Origin of the sequence: Burkholderia sp. MSMB1589WGS, assembly GCF_001636105.1 — a bacterium.
In the GTDB taxonomy this organism is placed as follows: domain Bacteria; phylum Pseudomonadota; class Gammaproteobacteria; order Burkholderiales; family Burkholderiaceae; genus Burkholderia; species Burkholderia humptydooensis.
Genome location: NZ_LNJT01000007.1, coordinates 1,742,874 through 1,757,211 on the forward strand (window position 1 = coordinate 1,742,874; position 14,338 = coordinate 1,757,211).

Annotated in this window: 12 protein-coding genes; all 12 read right to left on the bottom strand. The window is 63.0% G+C overall.

Annotation, left to right across the window (positions count from 1 at the left end; all coding sequences use genetic code 11):
• Window positions 1–5: 5 nt before the first annotated feature.
• The gene (gene rpsS / locus WT16_RS15960) at window positions 6–281 is read right to left on the bottom strand and encodes a 30S ribosomal protein S19 (RefSeq protein WP_004199273.1); all 276 of its coding nucleotides are present in this window, start codon (window positions 279–281) and stop codon (window positions 6–8) included.
• A 10-nt stretch (window positions 282–291) separates the two neighbouring features.
• Entirely contained in the window at window positions 292–1,119 is an 828-nt protein-coding gene (gene rplB, locus WT16_RS15965; RefSeq protein ID WP_009687195.1) for a 50S ribosomal protein L2, read from the bottom strand.
• A 2-nt stretch (window positions 1,120–1,121) separates the two neighbouring features.
• Window positions 1,122–1,436 carry a 50S ribosomal protein L23 gene (gene rplW, locus WT16_RS15970; protein WP_004199275.1) on the bottom strand — a complete coding sequence of 105 codons (315 nt, stop codon included), beginning with the start codon at window positions 1,434–1,436 and terminating at the stop codon, window positions 1,122–1,124.
• Window positions 1,433–2,053: a 50S ribosomal protein L4 gene (gene rplD, locus WT16_RS15975; protein ID WP_006029285.1), complete on the bottom strand. Its 621-nt coding sequence runs from the start codon at window positions 2,051–2,053 to the stop codon at window positions 1,433–1,435. The genes rplW and rplD overlap by 4 nt, the downstream gene beginning before the upstream one ends.
• Window positions 2,053–2,712: a 50S ribosomal protein L3 gene (gene rplC, locus WT16_RS15980; protein WP_009913851.1), complete on the bottom strand. Its 660-nt coding sequence runs from the start codon at window positions 2,710–2,712 to the stop codon at window positions 2,053–2,055. The genes rplD and rplC overlap by 1 nt, the downstream gene beginning before the upstream one ends.
• A gap of 186 nt (window positions 2,713–2,898) precedes the next feature.
• On the bottom strand, window positions 2,899–3,210 hold the full coding sequence (gene rpsJ / locus WT16_RS15985) for a 30S ribosomal protein S10 (RefSeq protein WP_004199280.1): 312 nt from the start codon (window positions 3,208–3,210) through the stop codon (window positions 2,899–2,901).
• A 152-nt stretch (window positions 3,211–3,362) separates the two neighbouring features.
• The gene (tuf, locus tag WT16_RS15990; protein ID WP_015601108.1) at window positions 3,363–4,553 is read right to left on the bottom strand and encodes an elongation factor Tu; all 1,191 of its coding nucleotides are present in this window, start codon (window positions 4,551–4,553) and stop codon (window positions 3,363–3,365) included.
• Between the two features lie 41 nt (window positions 4,554–4,594).
• A complete protein-coding gene (gene fusA / locus WT16_RS15995) occupies window positions 4,595–6,697 on the bottom strand; it encodes an elongation factor G (protein ID WP_006029844.1) in 2,103 nt (700 codons plus the stop codon).
• Window positions 6,698–6,818: 121 nt separating this feature from the next.
• Window positions 6,819–7,289: a 30S ribosomal protein S7 gene (gene rpsG / locus WT16_RS16000; protein ID WP_004198359.1), complete on the bottom strand. Its 471-nt coding sequence runs from the start codon at window positions 7,287–7,289 to the stop codon at window positions 6,819–6,821.
• Between the two features lie 170 nt (window positions 7,290–7,459).
• On the bottom strand, window positions 7,460–7,840 hold the full coding sequence (rpsL, locus tag WT16_RS16005) for a 30S ribosomal protein S12 (RefSeq protein ID WP_004521903.1): 381 nt from the start codon (window positions 7,838–7,840) through the stop codon (window positions 7,460–7,462).
• A gap of 215 nt (window positions 7,841–8,055) precedes the next feature.
• Window positions 8,056–9,903, bottom strand: a complete 1,848-nt coding sequence (recQ, locus tag WT16_RS16010; RefSeq protein ID WP_006029842.1) for a DNA helicase RecQ — start codon at window positions 9,901–9,903, stop codon at window positions 8,056–8,058.
• Window positions 9,904–10,099: 196 nt separating this feature from the next.
• Window positions 10,100–14,338 (bottom strand): DNA-directed RNA polymerase subunit beta', encoded by a 4,239-nt coding sequence (gene rpoC, locus WT16_RS16015; RefSeq protein ID WP_009913853.1) that lies wholly within the window; start codon window positions 14,336–14,338, stop codon window positions 10,100–10,102.

Below are 14,338 nucleotides of genomic sequence, written 5' to 3' on the forward strand. Positions count from 1 at the left end.
GCCCCTTATTTCTTGGCCTTCTTGTCGGCCGCGTGACCCTTGAACGTACGGGTCAGTGCGAACTCGCCAAGCTTGTGGCCGACCATGTTTTCCGAGATGTACACCGGAACGTGTTGACGGCCGTTGTGCACAGCGATCGTCAGACCGATGAAATCCGGGAGAATCGTCGAGCGACGCGACCAGGTCTTGATCGGCTTCTTGTCGCGCGAAGCTGCAGCCGCCTCAACTTTCTTCAGCAAATGGGCGTCGCAGAACGGACCTTTTTTAACAGAACGTGCCATTGCCTACTCCTTAACGCTTGTGACGGCGCTGGACGATCATCGTCGTCGTGCGCTTGTTGCGACGCGTACGGAAGCCCTTCGTCGGCGTGCCCCACGGGCTCACCGGGTCGCGGCCCGCAGCAGTACGGCCCTCACCACCACCGTGCGGGTGGTCGATCGGGTTCATTGCGACGCCACGCACCGTCGGGCGGATACCGCGCCAGCGGTTCGCACCGGCCTTGCCGATCTGGCGCAGGCTGTGCTCTTCGTTACCGACTTCGCCGATCGTCGCGCGGCACTCGATATGCACGCGGCGGATTTCGCCCGAACGCAGACGAACCTGCGCGTAGACGCCTTCGCGCGCCAGCAGCATTGCCGACGTACCGGCCGAACGCGCCATTTGCGCGCCCTTGCCCGGCAGCATTTCGATGCAGTGGATCGTCGTGCCGACCGGAATGTTGCGGATCGGCAGCGTGTTGCCTGCGCGGATCGGCGCTTCCGAGCCCGACATGAGCTGCTGGCCCACCGTCACGCCCTTCGGCGCGATGATGTAGCGGCGCTCGCCATCTGCGTACAGCACCAGCGCGATGTTCGCGCTGCGGTTCGGGTCGTACTCGAGACGCTCGACCTTCGCCGGAATGCCGTCCTTCGTGCGACGGAAATCGATCACGCGGTAGTGCTGCTTGTGACCGCCACCCTGGTGACGCGTCGTGATGCGACCGTTGTTGTTGCGACCGGCCTTGGAGCTCTGCGTGTCGAGCAGCGCGGCGTGCGGCTTGCCCTTGTGCAGGTCCTTGTTGACGATCTTGACCATCGCGCGGCGACCCGGCGACGTCGGCTTGACTTTGACGATTGCCATGATTACTTGGCCTCCGCTTCAAAGTTGATTTCCTGGCCGGGCTTCAGGCAGACATATGCCTTCTTCACGTCCTTGCGACGGCCCATCGAACGGCCGAAACGCTTCTGCTTGCCCTTCTGGACCAGCACGTTGACGGAATCAACTTCAACCTTGAACAGCAGCTCGACAGCCGCCTTCACTTCCTGCTTCGTGGCATCCGGCGCGACTTCGAACACGACTTGCTCGTTCTTGTCGGCAACCAGCGTCGCCTTTTCGGAGATCACCGGTGCGAGCAGGACCTGCATCAAACGATGATCGTTCTTGCGAATCTCGCTCATGACAGCAACTCCTCGATCTGGGCGACCGCAGCCTTCGTGACCAGCACTTTCTTGAAGTAGATCAGCGACAGCGGGTCAGCGTAGCGCGGCTCGACAACCGCCACGTGGGGCAGGTTGCGCGACGCGAGGTACAGGTTTTCGTCGACCGTGTCGGTGATGACGAGCACGGATTCGAGACCCATGGCCTTGAACTTGTCGGCCAGCAGCTTGGTCTTCGGCGCTTCGAGAACGATGTCCTCGACGACCGACAGACGGCCTTCGCGGGCCAACTGCGAGAAGATCGAGCAGAGACCTGCGCGATGCATCTTCTTGTTGACCTTGTGCGAGAAGTTTTCGTCCGGCGAGTTCGGAAAAATCCGACCACCGCCACGCCACAACGGGCTCGACGACATACCGGCACGAGCGCGGCCCGTACCCTTCTGGCGCCACGGCTTCTTCGTCGTGTGCTTGACTTGCTCGCGATCCTTCTGAGCGCGGTTGCCCTGGCGAGCGTTCGCCTGGTAAGCAACGACGACCTGGTGGATCAGCGCTTCGTTGTAGTCACGGCCGAACACGACGTCCGACGCATTGACCACCGCACCTTCCTGACCATTCGAATTCAGGAGCTTGAGTTCCATTATTTCGCCCCCTTCACGGCACGCGTCTTCACGGCCGGCGTCACGAAAACCTTGCCGCCCTTCGCACCCGGAACTGCGCCCTTGACGAGCAGCAGCTTGCGGTCGGCGTCGATGCGAGCGATTTCGAGGTTCTGAACCGTCACCGTCTCGTCACCCATGTGACCCGTCATGCGCTTGCCCGGAAACACGCGCCCCGGATCCTGCGCCATACCGATCGAGCCCGGCACGTTGTGCGAGCGCGAGTTACCGTGCGACGCACGGCCGGAGCCGAAGTTGTAGCGCTTGATCGTGCCCGCGTAGCCCTTACCGATCGACACGCCTTGCACGTCGACCTTCTGGCCCACTTCGAACAGATCCGGACCGATCACGGCGCCGTTCGACAACTCGGCGGCCTTGTCGGCTGCGATGCGGAATTCCTTGAGGATTTCACCGGCCTGGACACCGGCTTTGGCGAGATGACCTGCCAGCGGCTTCGTCACGCGCGATGCGCGGCGGGAGCCGAATGCAACCTGCACGGCCGTGTAGCCGTCGGTTTCAACAGTCTTGATCTGCGTCACGCGGTTGTCCGACACGTCGAGCACGGTGACGGGGATCGAATCCCCTTCCGCCGTGAAGATACGGGTCATGCCAACCTTGCGACCTACGAGTCCAAGGCTCATCGTTTTCTCCATTCCCGACTGCGATTGGTCGGGGCTAATTTACAAAACGCCGCAACCTGAAGAGGCTCAGGCCGACGGCTTTTTACGCAAATACGCGAAAAGCCCAACATTATAGCGAGGCCCCTCGTTTTCTGCAAGCAATCAAAGACTTAGCGCCACCCGGCAAGCCGGACGGCGCTGGAAGCCTTACTGCAGCTTGATTTCCACGTCGACGCCGGCCGGCAGGTCGAGCTTCATCAGCGCGTCGACCGTCTTGTCGGTCGGATCGACGATGTCCATCAGGCGCTGGTGGGTGCGGATTTCGAGCTGGTCGCGCGACGTCTTGTTGACGTGCGGCGAACGCAGGATGTCAAAACGCTGGATGCGCGTCGGCAGCGGCACCGGGCCACGGACGATTGCGCCAGTCCGCTTCGCGGTATCGACGATTTCGGCAGCCGATTGATCGATCAGACGATAGTCGAAAGCCTTCAGGCGAATGCGGATTTTCTGTTGCTGCATGACAATTCCTTGAAAAGAGCGAGGCGGTGTTGCGCCGCCAGATCAGATAAAGAACGTGGGACCGGGCGCCTGCGGAGAGCAAGGCACCCGGTCCCGATCGATACTTCTACTGCCAAATGACGGATTCTACACGAATCCGGAGACCGTCGATATTACTCGATGATCTTGGCGACGACGCCGGCGCCGACGGTACGGCCGCCTTCACGGATGGCGAAGCGCAGACCTTCTTCCATCGCGATCGGCGCAATCAGCTTCACCGTGATCGACACGTTGTCGCCCGGCATCACCATTTCCTTGTCCTTCGGCAGCTCGATCGAGCCCGTCACGTCCGTCGTGCGGAAGTAGAACTGCGGACGGTAGTTGTTGAAGAACGGCGTGTGACGGCCGCCTTCGTCCTTGCTCAGCACGTACACTTCAGCCGTGAAGTGCGTGTGCGGCGTGATCGAACCCGGCTTCGCCAGCACCTGGCCGCGCTCCACGTCTTCGCGCTTCGTGCCGCGCAGCAGGATACCGACGTTGTCGCCCGCCTGACCCTGGTCCAGCAGCTTGCGGAACATTTCCACGCCCGTGCAGGTCGTCTTCGCCGTCGGCTTGATGCCGACGATTTCGATTTCCTCACCGACCTTGATCACGCCACGCTCGACGCGCCCCGTCACCACCGTGCCGCGACCCGAGATCGAGAACACGTCTTCCACCGGCATCAGGAACGCACCGTCGACCGCGCGCTCCGGCGTCGGGATGTACGTGTCCAGCGCGTCCGCCAGGTTCATGATCGCCACTTCGCCCAGCTCGCCCTTGTCGCCTTCCAGCGCCAGCTTCGCCGAACCCTTGATGATCGGCGTGTCGTCGCCCGGGAAGTCATACTTCGACAGCAGTTCGCGCACTTCCATTTCGACCAGCTCGAGCAGCTCGGCGTCGTCCACCATGTCGCACTTGTTCAGGAACACGATGATGTACGGCACGCCGACCTGACGCGCCAGCAGGATGTGCTCACGCGTTTGCGGCATCGGGCCGTCCGCGGCCGAGCACACCAGGATCGCGCCGTCCATCTGCGCGGCGCCCGTGATCATGTTCTTCACGTAGTCGGCGTGGCCCGGGCAGTCGACGTGCGCGTAGTGGCGGTTCGCCGTTTCGTACTCGATGTGCGCCGTGTTGATCGTGATGCCGCGCGCCTTTTCTTCCGGCGCCGCGTCGATTTCGTCGTACTTCTTCGCCTCGCCGCCGAACTTCGCCGACAGCACCGTCGCGATCGCTGCCGTCAGCGTCGTCTTGCCGTGGTCAACGTGACCAATCGTACCAACGTTCACGTGCGGCTTGGTCCGCTCAAACTTCTCTTTTGCCATGATTCTCTTCTTTCAAAAAATAATCAGTTGGTAGATGCAGCTTACTTCGACTTCGCGCTGATGATCGCGTCGGCAACGTTCTTCGGAGCTTCGGCGTAGTGCTTGAACTCCATCGTGTACGTTGCACGGCCTTGCGTCAGCGAACGCAGCGACGTCGAATAGCCGAACATTTCCGACAGCGGCACTTCCGCGCGAACGATCTTGCCGCCGCCGACCATGTCTTCCATGCCCTGAACGATGCCGCGACGGCCCGACAGGTCGCCCATCACGTTGCCCATGTAGTCTTCCGGCGTTTCGACTTCGACCGCCATCATCGGCTCGAGCACCACCGGATTCGCACGGCGCATCGCTTCCTTGAACGCCATCGAACCGGCCATGCGGAACGCGTTTTCGTTCGAGTCGACGTCGTGGTACGAACCGAACGTCAGGTGCACCTTCACGTCGACGACCGGGAAGCCCGCCAGCACGCCCGCCTTCAGCGTGTCCTGGATGCCCTTGTCGACGGCCGGGATGTACTCGCGCGGAATCACGCCGCCCTTGATCTCGTCGAAGAACTCGTAGCCCTTGCCCTGCTCGTTCGGCTCGAGCGTGATGACCGCATGGCCGTACTGGCCGCGACCACCCGACTGCTTGACGAACTTGCCGTCGACGTCCTTCGCCGTCGAGCGGATCGTTTCGCGGTACGCGACCTGCGGCTTGCCGACGGTTGCTTCGACGCCGAATTCACGCTTCATCCGGTCGACCAGAATTTCGAGATGGAGCTCGCCCATGCCCGAAATGATCGTCTGGCCCGACTCTTCGTCGGTCTGCACGCGGAACGACGGATCTTCCTGCGCGAGACGGTTCAGCGCGAGGCCCATCTTTTCCTGGTCGGCCTTCGTCTTCGGCTCGACGGCCTGCGAGATCACCGGCTCCGGGAACACCATGCGCTCAAGCACGATCGGATGCGCCGGATCGCACAGCGTGTCGCCCGTGGTCGCTTCCTTCAGGCCAACCGCCGCAGCGATGTCGCCCGCGCGAACTTCCTTGATTTCCTCACGCTGGTTCGCATGCATCTGCAGAATACGGCCGAGGCGCTCTTTCTTGCCCTTGGTCGAGTTCAGCAGCGTGTCGCCCGAATTCACGACGCCCGAATACACGCGGAAGAAGATCAACTGGCCGACGAACGGGTCGGTCATGATCTTGAACGCGAGCGACGAGAACTTTTCTTCGTCGGAAGCACGGCGCTCGGCCGCTTCGCCGCTTTCGAGCTCGCCCTTGACGGGCGGGATATCGACCGGCGACGGCAGGAAGTCGATCACGGCGTCGAGCATGCGCTGCACGCCCTTGTTCTTGAACGCGGTACCGCACAGCATCGGCTGGATTTCGCACGCGATCGTACGGTCGCGCAGCGCCTTGACGATGTCGGCTTCCGGCAGATCGCCTTCTTCCAGGTACTTGTTCATCAGGTCTTCGCTGGCTTCCGCCGCCGCTTCGACCATCTTTTCACGCCATTCCTGGCAGGTGTCGGCGAGCTCGGCCGGGATGTCGACGTAGTCGAACTTCGTGCCTTGCGACGCTTCGTCCCAAATGATCGCCTTCATCTTCAGCAGGTCGACGACGCCCTTGAAGTTCTCTTCCGCGCCGATCGGCACCACGACCGGAACAGGATTCGCCTTCAGACGCAGCTTGAGCTGGTCGTAGACCTTGAAGAAGTTCGCGCCGGTACGGTCCATCTTGTTGACGAACGCGAGACGCGGCACCTTGTACTTGTTCGCCTGACGCCACACCGTTTCCGACTGCGGCTGCACGCCGCCCACCGCGCAGTACACCATGCACGCGCCGTCGAGCACGCGCATCGAGCGCTCGACTTCGATCGTGAAGTCGACGTGGCCCGGGGTGTCGATGATGTTGATGCGGTGTTCCGGGTAGTTGTTGCCCATGCCCTTCCAGAACGCCGTGGTAGCAGCGGACGTGATCGTGATGCCACGCTCCTGTTCCTGCTCCATCCAGTCCATCGTCGCTGCGCCGTCGTGAACTTCACCGATCTTGTGGTTCACGCCGGTGTAAAACAGAATGCGCTCGGTCGTCGTCGTCTTGCCGGCGTCGATGTGAGCGCTAATACCGATGTTGCGGTAGCGCTCGATAGGAGTCTTACGAGCCACTTTGATCCTCTATTGGTTGGCACGATGCGACCCTTGTCGCAGCGCGCCTCAACACAAACGGGCGAGGCGCTCGAAAAAGCGCACCCGCCCGGAATTTTTCCGCTAAAGCCCAGCCTGGCGCTTAGAAACGGAAGTGCGAGAACGCACGGTTGGCTTCCGCCATCCGGTGAACTTCGTCGCGCTTCTTCATCGCGCCGCCGCGGCCTTCAGCCGCTTCGGAGAGTTCACCAGCAAGGCGAAGCGCCATCGACTTCTCGCTACGCTTCTTCGCAGCCTCGCGCAACCAGCGCATCGCCAATGCCATACGACGCGACGGGCGCACTTCGACCGGAACCTGATAGTTCGCACCACCAACGCGACGGCTCTTCACTTCGACCACCGGCTTCACGTTGTTGAGCGCGACCGTGAACACTTCCAGCGGGTCCTTGCCACCCTTGGTCTGGATTTGTTCGAATGCGCCATAAACGATGCGCTCAGCCACCGACTTCTTGCCGGACAGCATCAGCATGTTCATGAACTTGGCTACATCCACGTTGCCGTACTTCGGATCCGGCAACACTTCCCGCTTGGGGACTTCGCGACGACGCGGCATGATTCTTCCTTTACCTGTTCAGTTGGAGCTCGAAAGCCCCGCGGCCACCAACTAACCCGATCACATCTGCTCGACTAACCAGCTTGGCCGGGTGACCACTTACTCGACAGCACCGGCAATCCGGCACCACCGCCTTAACCGCCCGAAGGCGATCTCCATTCAGAGGCAGCTTACTTCGCAGCCTTCGCACGCTTCGCGCCGTACTTCGAGCGAGCCTGCTTACGGTCCTTGACGCCCTGCGTATCCAGCGAGCCGCGAACCATGTGGTAACGCACACCCGGCAAGTCCTTCACACGGCCGCCGCGGATCAGCACAACCGAGTGCTCCTGCAGGTTGTGGCCTTCACCGCCGATGTACGAAATCACTTCGAAGCCGTTCGTCAGACGAACCTTGGCAACCTTACGGAGTGCCGAGTTCGGCTTCTTCGGCGTCGTCGTGTACACACGGGTGCACACGCCGCGACGCTGGGGGCAGTCCTGCAAGGCCGGGCTCTTGCTCTTCGTCGTTTCCGACGCACGGCCTTTGCGAACCAGTTGATTGATGGTTGGCATTGTTTATTCCTGAAATTGACCAAAATCGACACGCCGAACTCGGGCAAAGCGAAATCCGACGTGCGTGACGCTCCGGAACGCGTGCGCGACGCCCGGGCTTGCGCCCAGGAACCAACCCACCAAGAACCGGAACCCGGCATGATATTCTGAAAATCCCAAGCGAGTCAACAGCTTGCGTGATTTTTGGTGCCAGAATCTGAAGGCGAGCGGCCCGGTCAGGCCGCTTCGACGACCTCGAGAATCTCGTCGCCGAAGCGATCGAGCTTGCGCGCGCCGATTCCGGGGATATGGCGCAGATCGTCGATCGATTCCGGCGCGTTGCGCGCGATCTCCGCGAGCGTCGCGTCGTGGAAGATCACGTATGCGGGCACGCCGTCGCTCTTCGCCGTTTCCGCGCGCCACGCGCGCAGGCGCTCCCAGCACGCGCGCTCGCGCGCGCTCATGCCGGTCGTCGGATCGACGCGCGCGCCACTACGGCCAGACGACTGTCGAGTGCGCGCCGGCTTCACGTAGCGGCGCAGCGTGACCTTCTCCTCGCCCTTGAGCACCGGCTTGCTCGCTTCCGTCAGCACGAGCGCGCCGAAGCCGCCGTGGTCGACGGCCAGATAGCCGAACGCGACGAGTTGCCGGAAGATCGCGCGCCATTCGGCTTCGGACAATTCGGCGCCGATGCCGAACGTGCTGAGACTATCGTGGCCGCGCTGCTGGACCTTCTCGGTGCGCGCGCCGCGCAGCACTTCGATCAGATGGCTCGCGCCGAAATTGAAGCCGCTCGCGCGCTGCGCGCGGAATACGCACGACAGCGCCATCTGCGCCTCGCGCGTCGCGTCCCATGTCGCCGGCGGCTCGAGGCAGGTGTCGCAATTGCCGCACGGGCCGCTCGTCTCGCCGAAATACGCGAGGAGGCGCACCCGGCGGCACGACGCCGTCTCGCACAGCCCGAGCAGCGCGTCGAGCTTCGACGTCTGAACGCGCTTGTGCGTGTCGTCGGCCTCCGATTCGTCGATCATCTTGCGCTGCTGCACGACGTCGCCGAGCCCGTACGCCATCCATGCGTTCGCCGGCAGGCCGTCGCGGCCCGCGCGCCCGGTCTCCTGGTAGTAGCCTTCGACGCTCTTCGGCAGATCCAGGTGCGCGACGAAGCGCACGTCCGGCTTGTCGATGCCCATGCCGAACGCGATCGTCGCGCACATCACGACCCCTTCTTCGCGCTGGAACATCTCCTGGTGCTTCTGCCGGATCTCGAACTCCATTCCCGCGTGATACGGCAGCGCGCGAACCCCTTGCGCCTTCAGCCATTCGGCCGTCTCCTCGACCTTGCGGCGCGACAGGCAGTAGACGACGCCCGCGTCGGTCGTGCCGTCCGCATTCGTGTGCTCCGCGCGAATGAAGTCGAGCAATTGCGAGCGCGCGTTATCCTTTTCGACGATCCGGTAGCGGATGTTCGGCCGATCGAAGCTCGACACGAAAATTCGCGCGTCGTCGAGCGCCAGACGATGGACGATCTCGTCGCGCGTGATCGCGTCGGCGGTCGCGGTCAGCGCGATTCGCGGCACGTCCGGGAAGCGCTCGTGCAGCACCGACAACTGGATGTACTCGGGCCGGAAATCGTGCCCCCACTGCGACACGCAGTGCGCCTCGTCGATCGCGAAGAGGCCGATGCGCGCGCGCTCGAGCAGATCGAGGAAGCGCGGCGTCATCAGCCGCTCGGGCGCGACGTAGAGCAGATCGATGTCGCCGTCGCGCAACGCGCGTTCGGTCGCGGCCGCCTCGGCGCCCGACAGCGTCGAGTTCAAATACGCGGCGCGCACGCCGACTTCGGACAGCGCGGCGACCTGATCCTGCATCAGCGCGATGAGCGGCGACACGACGATGCCCGCGCCGCGGCCCGCCTCGCTGCGCACGAGCGCCGGGATCTGGTAGCAGAGCGACTTGCCGCCGCCCGTGGGCATCAGCACGAGACAATCGCCGCCCGCCGCAACGTGCTCGACGATCTCGCCCTGTTGACCTCGGAAGGCGGGATAGCCGAAGACTTCGTTGAGAATTTCGAGCGCGCGGGACATGGATCTGGAGATGGATGGACTGCGAAAAGAGCCGGTGAGCGGAATTTTACCAACGTCGCCGCCGCGAAAGGTGGACGAAGGTCGCACGTTGTCCGTTCGGCCGGCTCGCGGCCGCGCGGTGCGCACAAAAAAAACCGCCCGGTCGAAACCGGGCGGCGTCATCGACTGGCAGGCAAAGCGGCTCGCGCCGCTTCGCTTACTCCGCCGGGTGCTGCGGCTCTTCGGCGGGCGTGCCCGGCGTGCCGAACTCGAACGCTTCTTCCGCTGCGATCTGGTCGAAGCGCTCGCGATCGGATTGCTCCTTCGCCTTGCGCGCCTTGTGGAACGCGAGACCCGTACCGGCCGGGATCAGACGGCCGACGATCACGTTTTCCTTCAGGCCGCGCAGGTCGTCGCGCTTGCCCATGATCGCCGCCTCGGTCAGCACGCGGGTCGTTTCCTGGAACGATGCCGCGGAGATGAACGAATCGGTCGACAGCGACGCCTTCGTGATACCCAGCAGGATGTTCTCGTACGTCGCCGGGCGCTTGTCTTCCGCGATCATGCGATCGTTCTCGTCCAGCATATCCGAACGCTCGACCTGCTCGCCCGGAATGAAGCGCGTGTCGCCGTTGTCGACGATCTGCACGCGGCGCAGCATCTGACGCACGATCACTTCGATGTGCTTGTCGTTGATCTTCACGCCCTGCAGACGGTACACGTCCTGCACTTCGTCGACGATATAGCGCGACAGCGCCTCGATCCCCTGCAGACGCAGGATGTCGTGCGGATCGGCCGGGCCGTCCACGATCATTTCGCCCTTGTTGACGACCTGGGCATCGTGGACCAGCACCTGCTTTTCCTTCGCGATCAGGAACTCGTGCTGGTTGCCCTCGAGATCCGTGATGACGAGACGCTGCTTGCCCTTCGTGTCCTTGCCGAACGACGTCGTGCCGGTGACTTCCGCGAGAATGCCCGCATCCTTCGGCGAACGCGCCTCGAACAGTTCCGCCACCCGCGGCAGACCGCCGGTAATGTCACGCGTCTTCTGCGCTTCGGTCGGGATACGTGCGAGCACTTCACCCACCTGCACCTGCTGGCCGTCCTTCACGGTGATCAGCGCGCCGACCTGGAAGCCGATCTGCACCGCGTGCTCCGTGCCGGGGATCTTCACTTCCTCGCCGTTCGCATCGAGCAGCTTCACCTGCGGACGAACGCTCTTCGACGCCTGCGAGCCGCGCCGCTTCACGTCGATCACGACGAGCGTCGACAGGCCGGTCACGTCGTCGATCTGCTTGGCGACCGTCACGCCTTCCTCGACGTTCTCGAACTTCACCGTACCGCCGTACTCGGTGATGATCGGGCGCGTCAGCGGGTCCCACGTGGCGAGTTGCGTGCCTGCCTTGATGCTTGCGCCGTCGAGCTGCAGCAGCGTCGCGCCGTACGGCACCTTGTGACGCTCGCGCTCGCGGCCGATGTCGTCGGTGATCATCGCTTCACCCGAACGGGAAATGACGATCTGCTCGCCCTTCGCGTTGGTGACGTAGCGCATCGTGGACGTGAAGCGCACGATACCGTTGCTCTTCGCTTCGACCGACGAAGCCACCGCCGCACGCGACGCCGCACCACCGATGTGGAACGTACGCATCGTCAACTGCGTGCCCGGTTCGCCGATCGACTGCGCCGCGATCACGCCGACTGCTTCGCCGACGTTCACGAGCGAGCCGCGGCCGAGGTCGCGGCCGTAGCACGATGCGCACAGGCCATAACGCGTTTCGCAGGTCAGCGGCGTGCGCACGCGCACTTCGTCGATGCCGAGGCGTTCGATTTCCTCGACCGCCGTTTCGTCGAGCAGCGTGCCCGATTCGTACAGCGTTTCCTGCGTTTCCGGATTCACGACGTCCGCAACCGCGACGCGGCCGAGGATACGGTCGCGCAGCGCTTCGACGACTTCACCGCCTTCGACCAGCGCCTTCATCGCGACGCCGTTGCTCGTGCCGCAATCGTCCTCGACCACCACCAGATCCTGCGTGACGTCGACGAGACGACGCGTCAGATAACCCGAGTTCGCGGTCTTCAGTGCCGTATCAGCCAGACCCTTACGCGCGCCGTGGGTCGAGATGAAGTACTGCAACACGTTCAGGCCTTCGCGGAAGTTCGCGGTAATCGGCGTCTCGATAATCGAGCCGTCCGGCTTCGCCATCAGGCCGCGCATACCGGCCAACTGGCGAATCTGCACCGCCGAGCCCCGGGCGCCCGAGTCGGCCATCATGTAGATCGAGTTGAACGATTCCTGGCGCGTCTCGTTGCCGTCGCGATCGATCACCGGCTCCGTCGACAGTTGCTCCATCATCGCCTTGCCGACCGCTTCCGACGTCGCCGACCAGATGTCGACCACGTTGTTGTAGCGTTCCTGCGCGGTGACGAGACCCGACATGTACTGGCGGTCGTACTCCTTCACCTTCTTCGCGGCGTCGCCGACGATCTGTTCCTTCTGCGTCGGCACGAGCATGTCGTCGACGCAGATCGAGATGCCGGCGCGCGTCGCGAGACGGAAGCCCGACTGCATCAACTGGTCGGCGAACACGACGGTCGCGCGCAGGCCGCACTTGCGGAACGCGGTGTTGATCAGGCGCGAGATTTCCTTCTTCTTCAGCGGCTTGTTCAGCACCGAGAACGGCAGGCCCGGCGGCAGGATTTCCGACAGGATCGAGCGGCCGACGGTCGTCGCGTACAGCGAGATCTTCGGCACGAATTCCGGCGCGCCTTCGGACGTGTCCTCGTTGCGGACCATTTCGGTGATCCGCACGTTCACGCGCGATGCAAGCTCGACTTCCTTGTTCTCGTACGCGCGGATCACTTCCGACACGCCGGTGAACGTGAGGCCTTCGCCCTTGCCGTTGATCGCTTCGCGGGTCGCGTAGTACAGGCCCAGCACGATATCCTGCGACGGCACGATCGACGGATCGCCGTTCGCCGGGAACAGCACGTTGTTCGACGCGAGCATCAGCGTGCGCGCTTCCATCTGCGCTTCGAGCGACAGCGGCACGTGAACGGCCATCTGGTCACCGTCGAAGTCGGCGTTGAACGCCGCGCAGACGAGCGGGTGCAACTGGATCGCCTTGCCTTCGATCAGCACGGGCTCGAACGCCTGGATGCCGAGACGGTGCAGCGTCGGCGCGCGGTTCAGCATCACCGGGTGCTCGCGGATCACCTCTTCGAGGATGTCCCACACCACCGGCGTCTGGTTCTCGACCTCCTTCTTCGCCGCCTTGATGGTCGTAGCTACCCCCATCACTTCCAGCTTGTTGAAGATGAACGGCTTGAACAGTTCGAGCGCCATCAGCTTCGGCAGACCGCACTGGTGCAGCTTCAGCGTCGGGCCGACCACGATCACCGAACGGCCCGAATAGTCGACGCGCTTGCCGAGCAGGTTCTGACGGAAACGGCCGCCCTTGCCCTTGATCATGTCGGCGAGCGACTTCAGCGGACGCTTGTTCGCGCCCGTCATTGCCTTGCCGCGGCGGCCGTTGTCGAGCAGCGAGTCGACGGCTTCCTGCAGCATCCGCTTTTCGTTGCGGACGATGATTTCCGGCGCCTTCAGCTCGAGCAGACGCTTCAGCCGATTGTTCCGGTTGATCACGCGGCGGTACAGGTCGTTCAGATCCGACGTCGCGAAACGGCCGCCGTCGAGCGGCACGAGCGGACGCAGCTCCGGCGGCAGCACCGGCAGCACTTCGAGGATCATCCAGTCGGGCTTGATGCCCGAGCGCTGGAACGCCTCGAGCACCTTCAGGCGCTTCGCGTACTTCTTGATCTTCGCTTCCGAGCCGGTGTTCTTCAGCTCGGTGCGCAGCGTCTCGACCTGCTCGTCGATGTTGATCGAACGCAGCAGCTCGCGCACGCCTTCCGCGCCCATCTCGGCACGGAATTCGTCGCCGTATTCCTCGACCTTGTTGTAGTAATCCTCTTCGGTCATGATCTGACGCGCCTTCAGCGGCGTCATGCCCGGATCGATCACCACGTAAGCTTCGAAGTACAGCACGCGCTCGATGTCGCGCAGCGTCATGTCCAGCACCATGCCCAGACGCGACGGCAGCGACTTCAGGAACCAGATGTGCGCGACCGGCGACGCGAGCTCGATGTGGCCCATCCGCTCACGACGCACCTTCGCGAGCGTCACTTCGACGCCGCACTTCTCGCAGATCACGCCGCGATGCTTCAGGCGCTTGTACTTGCCGCACAGGCACTCGTAGTCCTTGGTCGGGCCGAAGATCTTCGCGCAGAACAGACCGTCGCGCTCGGGCTTGAACGTGCGGTAGTTGATCGTCTCCGGCTTCTTCACTTCGCCGAACGACCACGAACGGATCTTGTCCGGCGAGGCCAGACCGATCTTGATCGCGTCAAAAATTTCTTCTTGTTGGACTTGCTTGAATAGATCGAGCAAAGCTTTCAT

Bases quoted from the DNA above. Each gene is read 5' to 3' on its own strand.
- rpsS (WP_004199273.1), bottom strand. From the start codon at position 281: ATGGCACGTTCTGTTAAAAAAGGTCCGTTCTGCGACGCCCATTTGCTG.
- rplB (WP_009687195.1), bottom strand. From the start codon at position 1,119: ATGGCAATCGTCAAAGTCAAGCCGACGTCGCCGGGTCGCCGCGCGATG.
- rplW (WP_004199275.1), bottom strand. From the start codon at position 1,436: ATGAGCGAGATTCGCAAGAACGATCATCGTTTGATGCAGGTCCTGCTC.
- rplD (WP_006029285.1), bottom strand. From the start codon at position 2,053: ATGGAACTCAAGCTCCTGAATTCGAATGGTCAGGAAGGTGCGGTGGTC.
- rplC (WP_009913851.1), bottom strand. From the start codon at position 2,712: ATGAGCCTTGGACTCGTAGGTCGCAAGGTTGGCATGACCCGTATCTTC.
- rpsJ (WP_004199280.1), bottom strand. From the start codon at position 3,210: ATGCAGCAACAGAAAATCCGCATTCGCCTGAAGGCTTTCGACTATCGT.
- tuf (WP_015601108.1), bottom strand. From the start codon at position 4,553: ATGGCAAAAGAGAAGTTTGAGCGGACCAAGCCGCACGTGAACGTTGGT.
- rpsG (WP_004198359.1), bottom strand. From the start codon at position 7,289: ATGCCGCGTCGTCGCGAAGTCCCCAAGCGGGAAGTGTTGCCGGATCCG.
- rpsL (WP_004521903.1), bottom strand. From the start codon at position 7,840: ATGCCAACCATCAATCAACTGGTTCGCAAAGGCCGTGCGTCGGAAACG.
- recQ (WP_006029842.1), bottom strand. From the start codon at position 9,903: ATGTCCCGCGCGCTCGAAATTCTCAACGAAGTCTTCGGCTATCCCGCC.
- rpoC (WP_009913853.1), bottom strand. From the start codon at position 14,338: ATGAAAGCTTTGCTCGATCTATTCAAGCAAGTCCAACAAGAAGAAATT.